At 43.9% G+C, this 15243-nt stretch carries 15 protein-coding genes and 3 tRNA genes (1 of these 18 only partly in view); all 18 read left to right on the top strand.

The genetic code is table 11. From position 1 onward, the window contains the following. Positions 1 to 527, top strand: partial view of a GntR family transcriptional regulator gene (locus AC1ECB_RS02185; protein ID WP_028972131.1) — the 3' portion only. It extends 451 nt beyond the left edge of the window; 527 of the gene's 978 nt are visible here — the last part of the coding sequence; the start codon falls outside the window, past its left edge; it ends in the stop codon at positions 525 to 527. Positions 528 to 532: 5 nt separating this feature from the next. Next, entirely contained in the window at positions 533 to 943 is a 411-nt protein-coding gene (gene glmS, locus AC1ECB_RS02190) for a methylaspartate mutase subunit S (protein WP_485667253.1), read from the top strand. A 15-nt stretch (positions 944 to 958) separates the two neighbouring features. Continuing rightward, complete coding sequence (gene glmL / locus AC1ECB_RS02195; RefSeq protein ID WP_485667254.1) at positions 959 to 2344, top strand: methylaspartate mutase accessory protein GlmL; 1386 nt, start codon at positions 959 to 961, stop codon at positions 2342 to 2344. 15 nt (positions 2345 to 2359) lie between these two features. Next, complete coding sequence (locus AC1ECB_RS02200; protein ID WP_485667255.1) at positions 2360 to 3811, top strand: methylaspartate mutase subunit E; 1452 nt, start codon at positions 2360 to 2362, stop codon at positions 3809 to 3811. A 103-nt stretch (positions 3812 to 3914) separates the two neighbouring features. Next, positions 3915 to 5159 (top strand): methylaspartate ammonia-lyase, encoded by a 1245-nt coding sequence (locus tag AC1ECB_RS02205; RefSeq protein ID WP_485667256.1) that lies wholly within the window; start codon positions 3915 to 3917, stop codon positions 5157 to 5159. A gap of 26 nt (positions 5160 to 5185) precedes the next feature. Then, on the top strand, positions 5186 to 6109 hold the full coding sequence (locus tag AC1ECB_RS02210) for an alanine-tRNA synthetase second additional domain-containing protein (RefSeq protein ID WP_485667257.1): 924 nt from the start codon (positions 5186 to 5188) through the stop codon (positions 6107 to 6109). Positions 6110 to 6182: 73 nt separating this feature from the next. Beyond that, positions 6183 to 6473: a citrate lyase acyl carrier protein gene (citD, locus tag AC1ECB_RS02215; RefSeq protein WP_485667258.1), complete on the top strand. Its 291-nt coding sequence runs from the start codon at positions 6183 to 6185 to the stop codon at positions 6471 to 6473. Continuing rightward, a complete protein-coding gene (locus tag AC1ECB_RS02220) occupies positions 6473 to 7342 on the top strand; it encodes an HpcH/HpaI aldolase/citrate lyase family protein (RefSeq protein WP_485667259.1) in 870 nt (289 codons plus the stop codon). The genes citD and AC1ECB_RS02220 overlap by 1 nt, the downstream gene beginning before the upstream one ends. A gap of 2 nt (positions 7343 to 7344) precedes the next feature. Beyond that, positions 7345 to 8892, top strand: coding sequence for a citrate lyase subunit alpha (citF, locus tag AC1ECB_RS02225; RefSeq protein ID WP_485667260.1), 1548 nt, complete (start codon positions 7345 to 7347; stop codon positions 8890 to 8892). Positions 8893 to 8921: 29 nt separating this feature from the next. Continuing rightward, positions 8922 to 9968, top strand: a complete 1047-nt coding sequence (gene citC, locus AC1ECB_RS02230) for a [citrate (pro-3S)-lyase] ligase (protein ID WP_485667261.1) — start codon at positions 8922 to 8924, stop codon at positions 9966 to 9968. Positions 9969 to 10069: 101 nt separating this feature from the next. Then, positions 10070 to 11299, top strand: coding sequence for an NAD(P)-dependent malic enzyme (locus AC1ECB_RS02235; protein WP_485667262.1), 1230 nt, complete (start codon positions 10070 to 10072; stop codon positions 11297 to 11299). Between the two features lie 13 nt (positions 11300 to 11312). Further along, positions 11313 to 12158, top strand: coding sequence for a fumarate hydratase (locus AC1ECB_RS02240; protein ID WP_485667263.1), 846 nt, complete (start codon positions 11313 to 11315; stop codon positions 12156 to 12158). 13 nt (positions 12159 to 12171) lie between these two features. Beyond that, positions 12172 to 12735, top strand: coding sequence for a Fe-S-containing hydro-lyase (locus AC1ECB_RS02245; protein ID WP_485667264.1), 564 nt, complete (start codon positions 12172 to 12174; stop codon positions 12733 to 12735). 107 nt (positions 12736 to 12842) lie between these two features. Beyond that, positions 12843 to 12919 (top strand) — tRNA-Pro (locus AC1ECB_RS02250). 30 nt (positions 12920 to 12949) lie between these two features. Beyond that, a tRNA-Gly gene (locus AC1ECB_RS02255) sits at positions 12950 to 13023 on the top strand. 21 nt (positions 13024 to 13044) lie between these two features. After that, positions 13045 to 13120 (top strand) — tRNA-Arg (locus AC1ECB_RS02260). 701 nt (positions 13121 to 13821) lie between these two features. After that, positions 13822 to 14583, top strand: coding sequence for a radical SAM family protein (locus AC1ECB_RS02265; RefSeq protein WP_485667265.1), 762 nt, complete (start codon positions 13822 to 13824; stop codon positions 14581 to 14583). A 109-nt stretch (positions 14584 to 14692) separates the two neighbouring features. Next, positions 14693 to 15172: a deoxynucleoside kinase gene (locus tag AC1ECB_RS02270; RefSeq protein WP_485667266.1), complete on the top strand. Its 480-nt coding sequence runs from the start codon at positions 14693 to 14695 to the stop codon at positions 15170 to 15172. Positions 15173 to 15243 lie beyond the last annotated feature (71 nt).

A 15243-nucleotide genomic window follows, 5' to 3' on the forward strand; every position in this document is an offset into this window, starting at 1 on the left:
ATCAGCTTGGGCAAGTAGCTAATGCACATTTTGAAGCGGTAACATTACTCCAATTGTCAACAGGTGCTGTAAAAACTGAGTATCTTGAGGCTTGTGATTTAGTGGTAACAACGATGGATCATCAGTCCGCAGTTGCTGAGATTCTTGGCAACAGTCCCAAATTGATGGCTGTGGCTACCACGCCAAACCTGGAGGCGGTAATCAAGTTGGCTCGTTTGCCGATTGGCAGCGAGGTGGCTGTTATTGCCAAAACCCAGGGTTTTATTAATGCGTTGGAACAGCTTCTTGCTAAGATTGGGTGTAACGGTGTTAAGCTAACGTCTTATATCGGGGAAGACCGGGAACAGATAAGGGCAGCTATAGTCAACTATAATGCGGTTATTACTGCCTGGGATTTGCAGAATGTCGTGCGTCAGGTAGCAACTGCTACACAGGATATCATCACTTTTTATTATGAAATCGACCAGGGATCGCTCCAACAGGTTGCTAGCCGGTTGGTTGCCGAGACTGATAAAGCAAAGGAGTAGTAAAAATGGCAAACAAAGTAAAGGTTGTATTAGGCGTAATTGGTGCTGACTGTCATGCTGTTGGCAACAAAATCCTCAACCATGCTATAACAGCAGCCGGTTATGAAGTAATTAATTTAGGTGTTCTGGTTCCACAGGAGGAATTTGTTAACGCAGCTATTGAAACTGATGCCAAAGCAATTCTGGTAGCTTCGCTTTATGGTCATGGTGAAATTGATTGTCGTGGACTAAGAGATCGCTGCCGCGAAGCCGGTATTGAAGATATTATGCTCTATGTTGGTGGTAACTTGGTTGTTGGTAAAACAGACTTTAAAAAGGTTGAGAAAAAGTTCCTCGACATGGGATATAATCGGGTGTATGAACCAGGTACATTACCTGACAGAGTGATTGCAGACATGAAAGAGGACTTGAAATAAAAGGGGTCTTGTGCTTTGAATAACATTTTACTTATTGATTTTGGTAGTACCTATACCAAAATTACGGCAGTAGATGTTGATCGAGAAAAAGTATTAGGCACAGCCAGGGGTATCACAACGGTTGAAACAGATATTATGGATGGTCTCAATCAGGCGCTGTCGGCCTTGTTTGCGAAAACAGGTAAGCTCGAATTTAGTCAAGTGTTAGGTTGTTCAAGCGCTGCGGGTGGACTGAAAATGATAGCTGTTGGCTTAGTGCCGGAGATGACTGCCGAAGCAGCCAAACGAGCCGCATTAGGTGCTGGTGCTAAGGTGCTAAAGGTATTTACTCATGAACTAAGTGAATATGAGATCGAAGAAATCGAAGAACTAAAGCCTGATATTATTCTCCTTGCCGGCGGGACTGATGGTGGCAATCAGAAAGTTATTATGCATAATGCCGGAATGCTTGCCGGATTGAAAATGGATGTACCAGTGGTGGTGGCTGGCAATAAATCAGTTACACCCAAAGTCGTCAAAATTCTATCAGAAAAGATTACAGAAGTCCGGCCTACTGAAAATGTCATGCCTAAGTTGGATGAACTCAATATTGAGCCCGCTCGTATTGCTATTCGTGACATATTTTTGAAGCGAATAACTGAAGCAAAAGGATTAAATCGTGCGAATAAAATGGTTGACCGGTTGGTAATGCCAACACCAGCCGCCGTTCTTACAGCCTCTGAACTTTTAAGTCAAGGCGGGGACGGAGAGCCGGGACTGGGCGATTTGATGGTTATGGATATTGGCGGGGCTACTACTGATGTGTATTCTATTGCCAAAGGTGATCCTACAGCCGGCGGGGTATCGCTCAAAGGTTTGTCTGAGCCTTTTGGTAAACGTACGGTTGAAGGTGATCTGGGGATGCGATATAGTGCCGGGGCGCTCCTAAAGGCAGCCGGAGCCCAGATGATTGCCGGCTATGCTGGAACTTCGCCGGAAGAAGTAGTTGCCTATATTGCTAAAGTGGAAGCCGATATTGACCATCTGCCACAAACAGATACAGAAGACAATATTGAGATTGCTATGGGTAAAGCCTGTGTGCGGTTGAGCGCAGATAGGCATGTTGGTCATCTGGAAACCTATTTTACGCCGTTTGGTACAAGCCTTGTCCAGACAGGTAAGGATTTGACCAAAGTGGCCACTGTAATTGGCACTGGCGGAGTTATTGTCAACCATCATAAGCCTGAGGAAATATTGAAGGGCATTGTGTTTGATGAGACCACCCCTCAAGTACTTAAGCCTCAGCAGCCTGAGTTTTTTATTGATAAGGACTACATTATGGCATCAATGGGACTGTTGGGCGAAGAATATCCAGCAGTGGCTGTGCGAATGATGAAAAAATATATTGTTAATAGAGATTAGAGGAGGCTTTTCCACATGGAACTTAAAAATAAAAAGTGGACTCATGACGAGTTTAATGCCATTCGCCAAGAGGTTCTCAACCAATGGCCGACAGGTAAAGACGTTAATTTTGAAGAAGCTGTAAAATATCATGAAACCATTCCTGCCAAGCGTCATTTTGCTAAACGTTTGGTTAAGGCTAAGAAAAATGGTGAAACACTGACCCAACCGCGCGCGGGTGTTGCTCTTATTGATGAACATATTAATCTATTAAATTTCTTGAAAAAAGAAGGGGAAGCCGACCTGCTGCCAACCACCATTGACAGCTACACTCGTCAAAACCAATATGAAGCTTGTCAAAAAGGCATTGATGAAAGTCTTAAAGCAGGTCGTTCGTTATTAAATGGCTTTCCGGCCGTTAATCATGGTGTAGCCGGCGTGCGCCGGGTTGTTGAAAGTGTTGATGCCCCGCTGCAGGTTCGTCATGGTACCCCGGATGCCCGTCTCTTAGGCGAGATTACGATTGCTGCTGGTTATACTTCCTATGAAGGCGGCGGTATTTCCTATAATATCCCTTATGCTAAGAGTGTTTCACTGGAAAAAACAATTTTTGATTGGCAGTATTGCGATCGCATGATTGGATTGTATGCTGAACATGGGATTGAGATTAACCGGGAGCCGTTTGGTCCACTGACTGGTACGTTGGTACCGCCTAGCGTTTCTCATGCTGTTGCTATCATCGAAGGTATTTTGGCCGCTGAACAAGGGGTAAAGAATATTACCTTAGGTTATGGTCAATGTGGCAATTTAATTCAGGATATTGCAGCTATTAAAGCCCTTGAACAGCTTGCGGAAGAATATATGCTCAAACATGGCTATGCCGATTGTGTACTTACTACCGTATTCCATCAGTGGATGGGCGGTTTCCCACAGGATGAGGCCAAAGCCTTTGGTGTTATTTCCTGGGGCGCAGCAACGGCAATACTGGCTAAAGCTACCAAGGTTATTGTAAAAACTCCGCATGAGGCGCTGGGTATTCCTACGAAAGAGGCCAATGCTCAGGGGCTTAGAACCACCAAGCAAATGATCAATATGCTCAAAGATCAGGCCTTCCCGCTGACCAGTGAGCTGCAGACAGAAATTAACATCATTAAAGCGGAAACCCGTTGCATTCTTGACAAGGTATTTGAATTGGGTAATGGCGATTATGCGGTTGGTTCAGTTCGCGCTTTCGAAGCCGGTGTTCTTGATGTACCATTTGCGCCAAGCAAATTCAGTTTAAATAAAATCCTGCCTGCCCGCGATAATAACGGTGCTGTACGTTTGTTCGAGGTTGGTAACCTGCCATTTACTCCCGACCTTGTTGCTTTCCACCAGGGAAAAATGGCAGAACGGGCCAAAGCCGAAGGGCGTGCACCTAGCTTCCAAATGGTTATTGATGATATTTATGCCATTTCCAAAGGCCATTTGGTAGGTCGTCCGCGTTAGAATCACCTATCCATAGTTGAAACTATAAAAAACAGCAGGCGGGAAAATCGGGGGAAGCATCTCGCCTGCTTACTAAATAAAAGGAAATAAAGGAGCTTGGATAATGAAAATACTTGATGTAGTTTGTTCAAAAGGCCGTACTGGCTTTTATTTTGATGATCAAAGGGCTATTAAAGCAGGTGCCGGACATGATGGCTTTACCTATATTGGAAAGCCGGTTACTGACGGTTTCAAAGCGGTACGTCAAGCTGGTGAAGCTGTGTCGGTTATGATCATTGTGGAAGATGGCCAAATCGGTTATGGTGATTGTGCAGCTGTTCAGTACAGCGGTGCTGGCGGACGTGACCCGTTGTTCTTGGCGGAAGACTTTATCCCGGTTATTGAGAAAATGATTAAACCTCGCCTAATTGGCCGCGAACTGAATTCCTTTAAAGAACTGGCCGAAGAAATCGACAATTTAGACGACGAAAATGGCAACCGTATTCATACTGCACTACGCTATGGCGTGACTCAAGCCATTCTTGACGCTGTTGCTAAAGCCAAAAAACAGCTTATGTGTGAGGTTGTTGCTGACGAATATAAGACGCAAGTAAGTGAAACCGGAATTGCTATCTTTACTCAGTCAGGTGATGACAGATATAATAATGTTGACAAGATGATTATTAAACATGCCGAGGTATTGCCTCATGGCCTTATCAATAATGTTAAGGAAAAATTGGGCGAAAACGGTGAACTGTTATTAGAATATGTTGGCTGGCTTCGTGATCGTATTATGAAGCTTAAAACTTCGTCTGACTATGCACCTGTACTACACATTGACGTTTATGGAACTATTGGTTTGGCATTCAAAAATAACGTTGACCGCATAGTGGAATATTTCCGTCAGTTAGAAAAAGCTGCTGCACCTTTACACCTCCGCATTGAAGGTCCTGTTGACGTGGAAGAACGCGAACAGCAGATTAAAGTACTTGCTGAAATTACCTCCCGCCTTCACAAAGAAAACATTAACGTTGAAATTGTGGCTGACGAGTGGTGCAATACTTTGCAAGATATTAAAGACTTTGCGGACAATGGTGCAGGCGACATGCTGCAAATCAAAACACCTGACCTTGGTGGCATAAACAATATTATTGAAGCAGTACTATATTGCCAGAAAAAAGGTGTTGGTGCTTACCAGGGCGGTACTTGCAACGAGACTAACCGCTCGGCAGAAGTGTGTGTGCATGTGGCTATGGCTACCAAACCGGCACAAATGCTGGCTAAGCCAGGCATGGGCGTAGATGAAGGCTATATGATTGTTTATAATGAAATGCAACGTATTCTTGCAGTGAGAAAATCACGGAAGTAATGTGAGAATTTGGGGGTACTTGTTAGATGAAGTCCACAGTAACTATGGGTCTTGGCGACCAACTTATGTATGCCAGTTATTTTGCCCCGCGTGGCCGCAATCGGATGTATATTCTGGGGCAGCAAATAAGCGAACGCTATTTATCGCCGCTCGACCGGCTAATTGGTGTCATTGGTGACGCCGGTGCCGGTAAGTCTTCGTTGGTAAAAGGTATGTTCCCTGGTTTGGAACTCACCAATGATGATGATGGTGTCAATATCCGACCGCTGCCGCTCTTAAAGAATATTGATAGAGGATTTTTTTCCAGCCATACCTACCATGTGGATATCCGGTTTGAACTGGCATTCACACAAATTCATGTTTTAGCGGAAGTCGTTCAGCAAGCACTGGATCATGGTAAACGGGTTATTGTGGAGCACTTTGATCTTTTGTACCCCATACTCAAAACCAACGCCGATGTACTTATCGGCGTTGGCGGCGAGGTTATTGTTGTACGTCCTACGATATTTGGTCCTATACCGCAGGAAATACGTGATGTTGTTGTAAAAACCTTGCAATACCGAAAAATGGCCCATACGGCAGAAGACCTTACTAACCGTATCTTAGTTAAAGAATATGGTGCTATCTTGGAATTTCGCCATCGTGACGTTCACCACGGCTTTGTACTGGAATATCCGTTGGAATTATCGGTAGCGTTACCGGAAATTGAACGCAAGGTGAAACGGATGATTGACGAAGGTATCAACATTAGCTATTGTGATGAAGAACATATTAAAATTGACGAGATGACGTGGAGTTGCTCGGGTCCGCGCACCCATGTGCGTAATACGGAGGAAATAGAAAACTTTCGCCTCATTCCTGAATATAAATATGACCCTAAGACCCGGACATACCTGATTATTGGTCTTGTTGGCCCCGTGTCTGATACGCTTGATGGTTTTATGCTTTAGCACGCCATCAATGACAAGAGACTGATGGCTGTTATAGCTTTTAATCAGTTTTTTTTCTTTAAGGGAGGTTACTATGAATGAACTAAAACCGGCGCAAGCCGGTACTCTTGAGTCAAATGATATTATGATAACAATGGCGCCAGGTGCTCAGGGCAGCGGCGTCGTTATGGATCTTGAAAGCATTGTATTGGCGCAGTACGGCCTGGCGATAAAGCAAACAATTGCTGCAGTCGTTGCAGAACAAAACGTTACTGATATATATATCAAAGCGGTTGATCGAGGGGCGCTTGATTGTACCATTCAGGCTCGAACTCTGACTGCTCTTGCCCGGATGGGCGTCATTCCCTCAAAGGAGTTGATATAATGAATTTGCGCCGAACTATGCTTTTTATGCCTGGTAATAATCCGGGCATGCTCCAAAACGGTGGTGTATTCGGGGCTGATGCCATTATTCTTGACCTAGAAGATGCTGTTGCTCCTCAGGAAAAGGATGCTGCACGGCTATTGGTGTCCCAGGCGTTGAAAACTGTTGACTATGGTACCAGTGAAAAGGTAGTACGGATTAATCCGTTAGATACGTTTGCTCGTAAAGACATCCCGGCCATTGTGCCTTGCTGTCCGGACGCCATTTTGGTACCAAAGGTAGAAAGTCCGGAAGATATACAGAAAGTAGCTCACTTAGTGGCAACTGCTGAAAAAACAGGGCAGGCACCGGTAAAACTGATTGCTCTGTTAGAAACCCCGCGTGGCATTGCTGAAGCTTATCAAATTGCTAAAGCAGATAAACGGGTAGTAGCATTGGCTTTTGGGGCGGAAGACTATACGGCGTCATTGGGGGCTAAACGTACAAAAGAAGGTACCGAAATATTTACTGCCAGGACAATAGTAGTGAATAGTGCCGCTGCCGCCGGAATCCAGTCTATTGATACCCCGTTTACTGATGTTAATGACCGTGAGGGGCTTGTGGCAGATACCCAACTTGCTAAACAGCTTGGTTTTAAAGGTAAGCTGACTATTAACCCACGGCAAATAGACGATATCCATAGCATATTTAACCCGACTGCGCAAGATATTAACTGGGCTGAGCGGATAATTAAAGCGATCCGTAAGGCGGAAGCAGAAGGCGCAGGGGTAGCTTCGCTTGATGGTAAGATGGTAGATGCTCCTATTGTCGCCAGAGCGGAACTCATACTGTATCTGGCCCGTTTGTTGGGCTTGGCAGAGGAGGCTTAATTATGAATAAATTAACAAATGCAATTGGTCGTGACCTGCCGGAATCTATTGAAGGATATGGTAAGGTGCGGCCTTTTGCCGGTGCTTTTGCCACACTGCCTGATATGCCGCGCCAGGCACCAAAGGTAAAACGGGCATTGCCTGGTGAGCAAAAACTGGTAAATGATATAGAGACAGTATTTAAACGAATTCCGATAAAAGATGGCATGACACTCTCTTTCCACCATCATTTACGAAATGGCGATGGCGTTGTCAACCTGGTGCTTGCTGTTGCTGCTAAGTTGGGACTTAAGAACCTAACCGTTGCAGTGAGCTCGGTATTTCCGGTACATGCTCCGCTGGTGGAATATGTTAAAAAGGGTGTGGTTGTAGGGCTTGACACAAACTATATGTCGGGCCCTGTAGCACAAGCCGTTTCGAACGGCATATTTCCTCGACCTGTAGTGATGCGGACCCACGGTGGTCGTGCGCGAGCGATAGAATGTGGGCAGTTGAAAATTGACGTAGCCTTCGTTGCTGCTCCTGCGGCTGACGATTATGGCAATGTGAATGGCGTAGAAGGTCCTGCTGCCTGCGGTTCACTCGGCTATGCTATTCCTGACGCCCAGTATGCCGACCATGTTGTCGCCATTACAGATCATCTGATGCCCTATCCGCTATCACCTATCTCTATTCCGCAGACACGTGTCGACTATATTGTTAAAGTAGATTGTATCGGTGATCCGAAAGGTATTGTCTCCGGTACGACGAAAATCACACGCGATCCTGTCGGTCTTAAAATTGCAGAAACAACGGCCAAAGTTATTAAAGCCGCTGGTTTGCTTAAAGATGATTTTTCCTTTCAGACAGGAGCTGGTGGTGCGTCACTCGCAGCTGCCTATTATGTCCGGCAGATGATGGAAGAAGCGGGTGTTACGGGCAGCTTTGCCTTAGGCGGTATAACCGGCTATATGGTGGAGATGCTAGAGGCTGGACTCTTTAGAAAGCTGATTGATGTGCAGAGCTTTGATCTTGATGCTGTGCGGTCTATAGCGGCCAATCCCAAACACTTGGAAGTAGGCGCCGACTTTTATGCCAGTCCCTTTACTATGGGGGCTGCTGTAAATAAGCTGGATGTAGTGGTGCTTGGGGCCACTGAGATTGATACAGCTTTTAATGTTAATGTAGTTACTGGTTCTGATGGTGTTGTTATGGGTGGCTCAGGCGGACATAGTGATGCAGCTGCCGGTGCCAAGATGACCATTATTGTCGCTAATTTGCTGCGCGGTCGTCTGCCGATCATCAAGGGTCAAGTGTTAACGGCAACTACTCCTGGCGAGACAGTAGATGTGCTGGTTACCGAACGCGGCATAGCAGTTAATCCGAACCGTACAGATCTCTATGAAAAATTTAAAGCAGCAGGTTTGCCGATAAAAACAGTAGAAGAACTCAAGGAATTGGCTGAAAAAATGGCGGGTATACCTGAAACTATTACTACTGGAGAAAAAATTGTGGCCGTGGTCGAATACCGTGACGGTACTGTGATTGATGTAGTGCGTCAAACAAAGTAAATACACCTGGCAGTTAAGGAGGCGCTGGCATGTGGGAAAACTATGATATACGGGAAATTAACCTGGATAGTCCCAGAGAAGTAGAAAGTGTTCGTGCCTTCCTTGCTGCTTTTAATCTTACTTTTACTGCTACTGTTGACTACACGATTGCTTTTTATCAAAATAATGAAATGATTGCTACCGGCTCGCTAGCGGGGGAAGTGCTACGGAATATTGCTGTTTCTCCTCAAATGCAAGGCGAGGGTTTGACCGCTGATGTGGTAAGCCGTCTGATACAGCAAGCCGGGCAGCGCGGTATTTATCACTACTTCATCTATACAAAACCCAGTGCTGCACCTATGTTTACTGCGTTAGGATTTAAGGAGCTAGCCCGTAGTGAGCCACATGTTATTCTACTGGAGGCCGGGATAGGCACACTTGACGAGTATTGCCGGGAAATATCCCGAAAAGTCGAAGGCTTGCCGTCTGGTTCAAGGGCCGCATTAGTAGTCAATTGTAATCCATTTACGTTGGGGCACAAGGCTGTAATCTCTAAAGCAGCCCAAGATAATCAAGCCGTTGTTGTGCTTGTTGTCAGCGAAGAACGCTCGTTGTTTCCCTTTGCTGTCCGCTTTCGCCTGGTGCAGGAGGGACTGGCTCAATTCAACAATATTTTGGTTTTGCCTGCCGGTAAATACATTATTTCCGCAGCAACCTTTCCTGGCTACTTTACGCGTGGAGAAGCTACTGTTATGGCACAGACACGTCTTGATGCCACGATATTTGCCCGCTACATTGCACCAGCTCTGGGCATCACCAGGCGTTATGTGGGAGAGGAACCTTATTGCGTAACGACTTGCAGCTATAATGACGCCTTGTCTGATATCCTGCCACAATACGGGATTGGTCTTGAGACTATACCCCGTATTACTGTTGGTGGCAAGGTTATCAGTGCATCACAGGTACGGGAGTTTATCCGTCAGGATAACTGGCCGGCAATTAAAGAACTGGTTCCTGATACTACATACAAGTATCTAATCTCGCCAGAAGCTCAGCCGGTGCTTGCTACTATTAAAGCACTGGATTCGCGGCATTGAAATTTAATGCAATGACAGGTACAATATAGCATATATAATGTGTAATTTGCTTACTCTAGCAGAAAACACGAATTGTTACCAAAATAGGGGGCTTATAATAAATGGATATAGGCGAAGCAGCATTAAAACTTCACCGTGATAATCAAGGAAAATTGGCAGTAACTTCAAAAGTACCATTATCCTCCAGACATGACCTTAGTTTGGCTTATACGCCAGGAGTTGCAAAACCGTGCATGGAAATAAAAGCTAACAAGGAGTTGTCGTTTGAACTTACCTGCCGGGGCAATATGATTGCCGTTGTTTCTGACGGTACCCGCGTTTTAGGTCTGGGTGACATTGGACCGGAGGCAGCTCTGCCGGTAATGGAAGGCAAATCTGTTTTATTTAAGATGTTTGGTGATATTGATGCTGTACCTATTTGTCTTGACACCAAAGATCCTGATAAAATCATTGAAACAGTTAAACTTTTGCAGCCTACTTTTGCGGGAATTAATTTGGAAGACTTATCCTCGCCAAAGTGCTATGACATTGAAGATGCGTTGAAAGAACAAATGGATATTCCGGTTTTTCATGACGACCAGCATGGAACAGCTATTGCTGCTGTATCGGCGCTGATGGGCGCACTGCGTTTTGTGAAAAAAGAGCTGGCAACAGCTAAGATTGTTGTTAATGGTGCTGGCGCTGCCGGTACTGCCATTGGGCGGTTGCTGGTCAATGCCGGTGCAAAAAATGTATTTATGGTTGATGTTCACGGCGCGCTGCACAAAGGTATGACAGGCCTTAACCGTGTTCAGACTGAATTAGCTAAGGTCACCAATCTAACTAAACTAGAAGGCAATCTTGAATTTGTGTCCAAGCATGCAGATGCATTGATTGGCGTGTCGGCTCCAGGGGCCTTTACCAAAGATATTATCCAAAGCATGAACCCGGATTCTATTGTGCTTGCCATGGCTAATCCGATACCTGAAATAAGCTATGAGGATGCCAAAGCTGCTGGAGCCAAAGTAGCTGGGACAGGACGCTCTGATGCTCCCAATCAAGTAAATAATGTAACTGTGTTTCCTGGTGTGTTCCGGGGAGCTATTGATGTAAGGGCCCGTCAAATCAATGAAGCTATGAAGGTTGCGGCCGTTAAGGCGATTAGTAGTTTAATTCCTGAGAATGAGCTCAGAGAAGACTATATTGTGCCTGATCCTTTCGATCCACGTATTGCACCTGCTGTTGCTGCCGCTGTAGCTAAGGCTGCTATGGAGACAGGGGTAGCCCGGATCAAAGTTGATCCTGAAGAAATTCGTAAAAGAACAACTGAACGGATTAAGCATAACCGTTAAGTTAGGAGGAAGAATGCGTACAATTGATGCTTCACAAATCACAGAGGCTATTGCCAAGCTTGCTGTTGATGCTAATTATTATTTGTCTGACGATATGCGCAGTGCATTAGAAACAGCCAAGGAGCAAGAAGAGTCGCCGCTGGGGAAAGCTATTATTGGACAACTGGTAGAAAATGCCTGCATTGCCCGTGACGAACAAGTTCCTATTTGCCAAGACACGGGAATGGCTGTCATATTTATGGAAATTGGCCAAGATGTTCACATTGTTGGCGGCAGCTTGTCTGATGCCGTTAATGCGGGAGTGGCTAAGGGCTACACCGAAGGTTATTTAAGAAAATCAGTGGTTTCAGAACCATTGTTTAACCGTAAAAATACCGGCAACAATACGCCGGCAGTATTACATACCACTATCGTTCCTGGTGATAAAATTAAGATTGTTTTGGCCCCTAAAGGTTTTGGTAGTGAGAACATGAGTGCACTCAAAATGTACAAGCCCTCAGATGGCTTGCCGGCAATTAAGAAGTTTCTTGTAGACACTATTTTTAATGCGGGTCCTAATCCCTGTCCGCCAATTGTTGTTGGTATTGGTATCGGCGGTACGATGGAGAAAGCGGCATTTTTGGCGAAAAAAGCTTTAATTCGCCCTGTCAATCAGCGAAATTCCCATCCTGAATATGCTGAACTTGAACAAGAATTCCTAAGTCTAGTCAATCAAACAGGAGTAGGGGCGCAAGGGCTTGGCGGAAAGATAACGGCACTTGCTGTTAATATCGAATACTATCCAACTCATATAGCTGGCTTGCCAGTGGCGATCAATATCAATTGTCATGCCACGCGCCATGCTGAAGTTGAGTTATAGAGAGGTAATAGAGATGGAAAATACAATAAAAATTGCCACTCCGTTGACCGAGGATAAAGCCCGTAAGCTTAAAGCCGGTGATTTTGTTCTTATTACCGGCACCATTTATACTTCACGGGATGCCGCTCATAAACGCATGGTTGAAGCCTTGGCCGCAGGTGAAAAGCTTCCGGTTGACTTTAAAGATCAAATTATCTATTATGTTGGCCCAACTCCTGCCAAACCAGGTCAGGCAATTGGATCAGCAGGACCAACTACCAGTAGTCGTATGGATGCCTATGCGCCGCGTATGCTTGAGGAAGGTTTGCGTGGAATGATCGGTAAGGGCTACCGTTCCCCGGCTGTTGTTGAGGCTATGAAAAAACATGGTGCCGTATATTTTGCAGCTACCGGTGGTGCGGCTGCCCTGATTGCTAAAACTATAAAAAAATATGAGGTTTTGGCGTATGAGGACCTTGGTCCTGAGGCACTGGCCCGTTTAACTGTGGAGGACTTTCCGGCAATCGTTGTCATTGACAGCGAAGGTCGAAACTTCTATGAACAAGGACAAGAAAAATACCGTACTATCAATTGCTAATGAATCTTTGGATGCCGCAAAACCAAAGGCTTGGCGGCATCCAAAAAATACCTTGAAACCCTGCTTGACAAACAAATGAAATATCAGTATAATATGTTTTGTGACTACGGGGCGTGGCTCAGTTTGGTAGAGTACCTGGCTTGGGACCAGGGGGTCGCAGGTTCGAATCCTGCCGCTCCGACCACTTTATCTTAGGATAAAAAAAGTCATTGTTGCGGGTGTAGCTCAATGGTAGAGCACTAGCCTTCCAAGCTAGCTACGAGGGTTCGATTCCCTTCACCCGCTCCATTTTATGTCTAATAACATTATGCGCCTGTAGCTCAGCGGATAGAGCAACCGCCTTCTAAGCGGTTGGCCGTTGGTTCGATTCCAACCAGGCGTGCCAGAGAAATCAAGGGTTTGCGGGTGATGCAAGCCCTTTAATTATGTCAAGTTGCCGTTTATTTGCCGTTTATTTTCAAAAAACACCACAAATAAACAGTAAAAATATATAAAGATATAAAGATATAAAAAGTTAAGCAGGCTACTTGCCCTGCTTTTAGTTTGTTAGGTTGCTTCAGCGTATCTCTTAGAGAGTGCGAAGGCTATTTTCTTCTCCATCTCGTTGAATGCCTAGATGTACCTCAGTTTCCGTTGTATCGCTTTGGAACCAGCAAACCCCAGAGCGTGTGGAATTTACCGGTTTATGAGAATACCCATTGTCTCTGCCACAAGCCTCAGAGAATGTTGTCTGGAAGAAAACCTACTCAAAATTGAGGACGCCTTCTCTGAAGATGGTGTCCATGTCGATTAATACATTGTAGTCCTTTTTTCAAAACTCTCCGCTGCTTGTCCGTTGTTGAATGTTACGTTACTAAATTTAGTCATTGTGAGTTCCTTCAATATGCTTAATTTCGAGACGTGTTTCTTTGAATTCTGTGTGTACGTTACATGCGACACATGAAACTGCTCTATCGCTTCGATGGATAGATACGAGTATATATTTTTTAGTATCGTGACTAGACTATATCTGGTATTGTTTGAAATAATAGGTGTAATTTAAGATTAGAAATTGTATAATATAAAGATGTTAGAAAGGATGATTTGATGAAGCGAGTATTGTTTTCCGGGGAAAGCAAGTGCCTTTTCGGATGTTTGTATTGCTTTGCAAATTGGAATAAGTACAATTCTCAACCTACTTGCTCGGAAGATAGAATAGGGAACTGTGACATAATATACCCTAGTTGCGACGCTGAACTAATTTTAAGTGAAAAAGAAGTAAATAAAATCGTTAATCTCGTTCGGCGAAGTAAGAAAAAGCTTATAGTTAGCATGTCAACAAAAAGTCGCCTATCTGAAAAGAATGTTGCATCATTAGCGATTTTGAACCAAAAAATGCTAGAAAGTCAGCTAGGCTATATTAAGTTCGCCATCTCGTTTAGTAATATTTCACGAATACAGGAAATAGAGTTAGGTACGGCTAACTATGAGGAACGAATTGATTCTTTACGCTTACTTGCTAACTATGGGATTCCACGTGCAGTTACTATTAAACCAATTCTGCCTTTCATACCTATAGAGGAATATGTCAAGATAATTCGGGACACATCCCGTTATTCGAAACATGTTCTATTTGGTGATTTGTACCTAGATGAAGAATCGGATTTTTATAAGCTGTATATCAAAGATAGATATAGTGTTACAACGAGGACTGTTAATTGGCTTGAGAATCACCCTACGTGGCTAGTTTGCGAAACCGATTATAGAATTAAATTAAGAAAAGTAGCCGAAGAAAATGGTATGTTGTGTTTTGAAAGTGATATAGATTTACTAGCTCAACTGAGTAGTTGTATTAATCTAGGATGTTAACTGAAATCTGGAGGAATTTATAGAGATTTACTATCTACTTTGCATACCACTGGAATCGTACAAACTTAGGCGATTCAAAAGTGAATACTTAAAGGGGGCGAGATGCACTTTGTATCTTGTTATCTGTGGATGTACGGGGATTGGTAAATCAACAATAGCAAATTTATTAGCAAGTAAATTCGAAGCTAAATTTGTTGACGAACCTTTTGTGGAAAACCCTTATCTAGAAGAGGCTTTTGCAAACTTTAAGAAATGGGCTTTTCATTCGCAATTATTCTTTTTAGTCCAATTTTCTAAGCAACACTTAATATTAAACAAGGAAACGAGAAACATTATCCAAGAAAGAAGTATATTTGATTGTTTTAACGTTTTTACCAAACATCTTTATGATATTGGCAACATTAATTCCAAAGATATGTCTTTATTACAGGACGTTTTTGATCTTTTATCAGTAAATGTAGATAGAAAACCAGATTTAATTTTGCATTTACATGCTCCCGCTGACGTTATATTAAGTCGAATACGACAAAGAGCGCGCAACTATGAAAAATATGTGACTCTCGAATTTGTTCTATATATGACGCATTAAAGAGTAAAAAAATATCAAAAAGAAGCAACTATTGATAATTATTATTTGTTAAGAAAATGGTTTTTGGATTT

It is taken from the genome of Sporomusa sp. 246TCP1 (genome assembly GCF_057319775.1).

Excerpts from the sequence above, each read along its gene's own strand:
- glmS (WP_485667253.1), top strand. The coding sequence starts at position 533 with ATGGCAAACAAAGTAAAGGTTGTATTAGGCGTAATTGGTGCTGACTGT.
- AC1ECB_RS02200 (WP_485667255.1), top strand. The coding sequence starts at position 2,360 with ATGGAACTTAAAAATAAAAAGTGGACTCATGACGAGTTTAATGCCATT.
- AC1ECB_RS02205 (WP_485667256.1), top strand. The coding sequence starts at position 3,915 with ATGAAAATACTTGATGTAGTTTGTTCAAAAGGCCGTACTGGCTTTTAT.
- AC1ECB_RS02210 (WP_485667257.1), top strand. The coding sequence starts at position 5,186 with ATGAAGTCCACAGTAACTATGGGTCTTGGCGACCAACTTATGTATGCC.
- citD (WP_485667258.1), top strand. The coding sequence starts at position 6,183 with ATGAATGAACTAAAACCGGCGCAAGCCGGTACTCTTGAGTCAAATGAT.
- AC1ECB_RS02220 (WP_485667259.1), top strand. The coding sequence starts at position 6,473 with ATGAATTTGCGCCGAACTATGCTTTTTATGCCTGGTAATAATCCGGGC.
- citF (WP_485667260.1), top strand. The coding sequence starts at position 7,345 with ATGAATAAATTAACAAATGCAATTGGTCGTGACCTGCCGGAATCTATT.
- citC (WP_485667261.1), top strand. The coding sequence starts at position 8,922 with ATGTGGGAAAACTATGATATACGGGAAATTAACCTGGATAGTCCCAGA.
- AC1ECB_RS02235 (WP_485667262.1), top strand. The coding sequence starts at position 10,070 with ATGGATATAGGCGAAGCAGCATTAAAACTTCACCGTGATAATCAAGGA.
- AC1ECB_RS02240 (WP_485667263.1), top strand. The coding sequence starts at position 11,313 with ATGCGTACAATTGATGCTTCACAAATCACAGAGGCTATTGCCAAGCTT.
- AC1ECB_RS02245 (WP_485667264.1), top strand. The coding sequence starts at position 12,172 with ATGGAAAATACAATAAAAATTGCCACTCCGTTGACCGAGGATAAAGCC.
- AC1ECB_RS02265 (WP_485667265.1), top strand. The coding sequence starts at position 13,822 with ATGAAGCGAGTATTGTTTTCCGGGGAAAGCAAGTGCCTTTTCGGATGT.